The organism is Intestinibacter sp. (genome assembly GCF_051866655.1).
In the GTDB taxonomy this organism is placed as follows: Bacteria; Bacillota; Clostridia; order Peptostreptococcales; family Peptostreptococcaceae; genus Intestinibacter.
The window spans coordinates 1-4077 of record NZ_JBJDXL010000276.1; the positions used below are offsets into that span (position 1 = coordinate 1).

The 4077-nt window shown below is 35.7% G+C and carries 5 protein-coding genes; all 5 read left to right on the forward strand.

The window, feature by feature from the left end:
* The first annotated feature begins 126 nt into the window (after window positions 1-126).
* The 5 genes from ACI3VO_RS08225 to ACI3VO_RS08245 are packed head-to-tail and all read left to right on the forward strand — an operon-like array spanning window position 127 to window position 4064.
* Window positions 127-360: a hypothetical protein gene (locus ACI3VO_RS08225; protein WP_439757449.1), complete on the forward strand. Its 234-nt coding sequence runs from the start codon at window positions 127-129 to the stop codon at window positions 358-360.
* Window positions 360-1142 carry a hypothetical protein gene (locus tag ACI3VO_RS08230; RefSeq protein ID WP_439757450.1) on the forward strand — a complete coding sequence of 261 codons (783 nt, stop codon included), beginning with the start codon at window positions 360-362 and terminating at the stop codon, window positions 1140-1142. Before ACI3VO_RS08225 ends, ACI3VO_RS08230 begins: the two co-directional genes overlap by 1 nt.
* Before the next feature lie 59 nt (window positions 1143-1201).
* Window positions 1202-3391, forward strand: coding sequence for an anaerobic ribonucleoside-triphosphate reductase (nrdD, locus tag ACI3VO_RS08235; protein WP_439757451.1), 2190 nt, complete (start codon window positions 1202-1204; stop codon window positions 3389-3391).
* The gene (locus tag ACI3VO_RS08240; protein WP_439757452.1) at window positions 3385-3870 is read left to right on the forward strand and encodes a hypothetical protein; all 486 of its coding nucleotides are present in this window, start codon (window positions 3385-3387) and stop codon (window positions 3868-3870) included. Before nrdD ends, ACI3VO_RS08240 begins: the two co-directional genes overlap by 7 nt.
* Window positions 3870-4064, forward strand: coding sequence for a hypothetical protein (locus ACI3VO_RS08245; protein ID WP_439757453.1), 195 nt, complete (start codon window positions 3870-3872; stop codon window positions 4062-4064). The genes ACI3VO_RS08240 and ACI3VO_RS08245 overlap by 1 nt, the downstream gene beginning before the upstream one ends.
* Window positions 4065-4077: the final 13 nt, after the last annotated feature.

Below are 4077 nucleotides of genomic sequence, written 5' to 3' on the forward strand. Positions count from 1 at the left end.
AAGGAACTAAGTACTTGTCAAAAGCTCAGTGTATGGCATTAGAGGGCATAACCCGTAAAGAGCTAGACGAATATCTAAAACAGCCTAGAGAAGTAGAGGAAGAGGCAGAGGAAGAAGTAGATCTCGATGAGCTGCTCTAAGGTCTACGTAGTATCAAAGTGTGGAGGAGAATATGAAGACAGGTGGGAACACATTGTTGGAGTATGCTCCTCCCCTGAATTAGCAGACCTACTAAAACATAAGATAGAAGAACAACACACTTCCGACTATGATTCAGACGAAGAATGGGAGGAAGACCTTTGTGAAGTTAGAATACAAGAGGTTAATCTTTTTGATAATCTATCCGATGTAGAATTATAATGGAATTGAGTATTGATGAACTCTTAAAAGGAAAGGCAACAATTATAAAAGGGAAGGAATACTTTAGTACTGAAGCATATGTTACTCCATTCTTAGAGAGGATGTCTAAGTTTACAAGTGACTTCAGAGTTCAAGCTAAACTTCCAGACCAAATAAGTATAACAAAGAAAGAAGATTTAAATTTAGAGGATACTGTATTCAACAGGGTATGGATACAGGCTGTTATGCCTGATGAGTATAGTTTTGATAATCATCAGGAAGTGATCGGCATGGTTTATGGTTTAGATACTAGAAAACCAGTAGTTAAAATCTATAGAGGGGCGTTAAATATGGCTTGCTTAAACTTGTGTGTATTTAACCCTTCCTTCCTCAATGTGCAAGAATTAGAACCTGAGAAGCCAGTTAATTTTAAGTGTATTCAGCCTCTAATGGAGCAAACTTCAGACATTAAAGCCTGGTTAGATAGACTATCAGAAACTGAGGTCCCATATGAAGAAGAGGTAATCAATGAAAACTTAGGTTTTTGGATAAGAGGGGCTTTAACCTCTTCCTATGATACTGGCTATGGAAAAGTAAAACTAGCTACTAGTACAGCTGTTGATGCATATAAACTCTTATACGAGAAGAAGGACTCTCCTTACTTTGTAAATCCTGGACAGTCTACAACTATGTTCAATGTCTATAATGCGTTTACTGAGCTTATTAGTAACGCTGACACTAGGGATATTATGAATAAGGCAGAGAAGACTCTTCTCTTGAAAGGAATCCTAGGTTTATCTTAATATTTGCTTATCTCAATATTTTTAATTATATTTGCATTACTATTCAAATAATAAAAAGTATGCTAAAAGTTACAAAACGAAACGGAAATCTAGTGCCATTCGACATTAGCAGGATCGAAACAGCTATAAGTAAGGCCTTTAGATCTTGCGGGATTGTTTGGCAAGACGAGGTAGTTAAAGATATTGCAGAAAACGTTAAGATATGGGAAGGAATCTCCGTTGAAGATATACAAGACCAGGTTGAAGAGCTACTAATGGATTATGATTACCCTCAAGTAGCCAAGGAATATATCCTATACAGAGCTAAACACAAAGAAACTAGGTTCATAAGGGATAGGATAAACTATATGGACAGATATAGTAGATCTTCAGATAATGCTGCTACATCATCTGAAACAGACGCTAATGCTAACGTTACGATGAAGAATGTAGCTAATCTAGAAGGGGAAGTATATAAGTCTAATAATAGGATTATTCAGCGCCAAATGATGAAAGATGAGCTACATAAGCTATTTCCGGAAATCGCTAAACAATATGAGGAAGATTTGGAACATCACATCATATATACACATGATGAAGCTTCTACTCCTGTTCTCAAACAATATTGTATGGCAGTTAGCTTATATCCTTTAATGGTAGAAGGAGTAGGAAATATAGATGGAGTAACTCCATCAGAACCTAACGACTTACAGTCGTTTAGTGGACAAATTACTAACTTAGCCTTCTTGTTGTCTTCTCAATGTAAGGGAGCCGTGGCATTCGGGGAATACTTTATCGCTCTAAACTATTATATCATTAAGGAATATGGGCCCAATTGGTATGATAAATTAGAGTGTAGTGCTACATCTGCACATTCTCTAATTCATAGAACTGTAAAGGACTGTATCCTAAAAGCATTTAAGCAGTTTGTATGGGGAATAAATCAGCCAGCTGGCAATAGAAGTTATCAAAGTCCATTTACTAATATATCATACTACGATAAGACCTACTTTACCTCGCTATTTGGAGAATTTTATTATCCAGACGGAAGTAAACCCGAATGGAAAGCCATTGATACTCTACAAAGATTATTCTTAAAATGGTTTAACAACTTACGTCTAAAACAGATACTAACATTCCCCGTTGAAACATTTGCAATGGTGCATGATGGTAAGGATGTTATAGACAAGAAATATAAGGACTTGTGCGCAGAAATGTATGCAGAAGGACATAGTTTCTTTACCTATATATCTGATAGTGCTGACAGTCTAGCTTCTTGCTGTAGACTTAGGAATGAGCTTGCAGAGAATACCTTTAATCCTACATCTGGTCTTACTGGAGTTATGACTGGTTCATGTAATGTGATTACTTTGAATATTAATAGAATTATCCAAGACTGGGCTGCACAGGAAACTACTTGGTGGAGCGAAGAAGGAGATAAGAATCTTCTTCATTGTAAAGATAATATTTCACTGCTCAAAAAGTATTTAGTAAATATTCTAGAAAGGGTATATAAATACCATATTGCTTATAAGACAATGTTATATGACCTTGAAAATAGAGGAATGTTTGCCGCTTCTAATGGTGGATATATTTACATAAGTAAGCTATATTCTACTATAGGCATTAATGGTCTTAACGAAGCAGCAAGATTTCTTGGATTAGAGGTTTCTAACAATCCAGAATACATATCCTTCCTTCAACTTATTCTTGGTACTATTAAGGAACAAAACAAACTTCATTCTATACACGATGATAAGAGGCCGTTCCTATTCAATAGTGAAGTTGTGCCTGCAGAGGGACTAGGAGGTAAAAATTACAGGTGGGATAAAGAAGATGGATATTGGGTTCCCGATGACGAGAATTTATATAATTCATATTTCTATAATGCTCATGACAATACGTCTGTACTAGACAAGTTTATTCTTCACGGAAAACAGACTTATCAATATACTGACGGAGGTTCAGCAGCCCATATAAATCTAGATGCTCATTTGAGCAAAGCCCAATACTTAAAGCTAATAGACTTTGCTATACAAGAAGGAACTTCTTACTTTACATTCAATATTCCAAATTGCCAATGTAATAGTTGTAAGCACATAGTTAAAGCTTCTATAAAAGTATGTCCTAAGTGTGGAAGTACTAAGATAACCTCTTACACTAGAATAATTGGATATTTAAGACCTACAACTGCATTTGGAGAGGACAGAAAAATAGAAGAAGGAGCTAGAATATATTCTAATGGTAAAGACGAAATAAGCTCATGTTGAAGTATGTAGATGCATTAGTAACTTTCTCAGAGATTCCTGATGAAATTACCCTCTGCATAAATATAAGTAATTGTCCTTGTTACTGTAAGGGCTGTCATAGCTCTTATCTAGCAGAGGATGTAGGAGAGAAATTAATGATGTCCACACTACTCCACCTATGTGACTTTAATAAAGGAATAACTTGTGTGGCTTTCATGGGTGGGGACATAAGTCCGAGTGATATTAATTTTCTAGCTAAAGTTATCAAGCTTAACAAACCGGAACTTAAGGTAGCTTGGTACAGCGGTAGGCAAGAGCTCGCCAAAGATATAGATCTAGAAAATTTCGACTACATTAAACTAGGACCTTACATAGAAGACCTGGGACCTCTTAACAGCAATACTACAAATCAAAGAATGTATAAGGTAGTTCTGGATCATTATGATGACGGAACCTCTGGATACGAGTTGGAAGATATAACTTATAAGTTTTGGAAGTAATGTCTACTTTAGTAAGAAAGCTGCTGGATACTCTACAAATAGTGGAGGAAGAAATTCATCATAACGAGAATCTTCTTATGATGAAGCTTGAATGTGCAGATGCCTTACAGGAAAAGGTGATTGAGCTATTAAAGAGAGAGGATCTTACAAATGATGATAAGGTAAATACTCTTAAAAACCTTTTTATGATATGAAAATACTAGCACT